Raw genomic sequence first — 262 nt, 5'->3', positions numbered from 1 at the left:
CTTGGCACCACTGGCTAATGGATGACCGCCGCCTTGATGCTTTTTGGCTAGCTCATTGATAAAAGGACCTTTAGAGCGCAGACGAATCCGATAATGGCCATCCTCTTGTTCAACAAAGATTGCCCATGCCTTGACTCCTTGAATCTTGCCCAGCAAAGGCACGACAGCCGAAGTCCCAGCTTCGGTCAAGCCATAGCGCTTCAGGATTACATCGGTCAAGACTACATAGGCTGCTCCGCTTTCCAATAGAGTCATGTTTTCA

General features: G+C 49.6%; 1 protein-coding gene. It reads right to left on the bottom strand.

Annotated features, from left to right (window positions below):
* On the bottom strand, positions 1-262 hold a 262-nt coding region (locus LJE08_RS14145), incomplete at both ends, for a bifunctional oligoribonuclease/PAP phosphatase NrnA (RefSeq protein WP_227403597.1).

Source organism: Holdemanella sp. DFI.5.55 (genome assembly GCF_020593575.1).
Lineage (GTDB): Bacteria > Bacillota_I > Bacilli_A > Erysipelotrichales > Erysipelotrichaceae > Holdemanella > Holdemanella hominis.
Note: the sequence above shows the minus strand (reverse complement) of the source record. Positions and strands in the feature narration are given on the sequence as shown.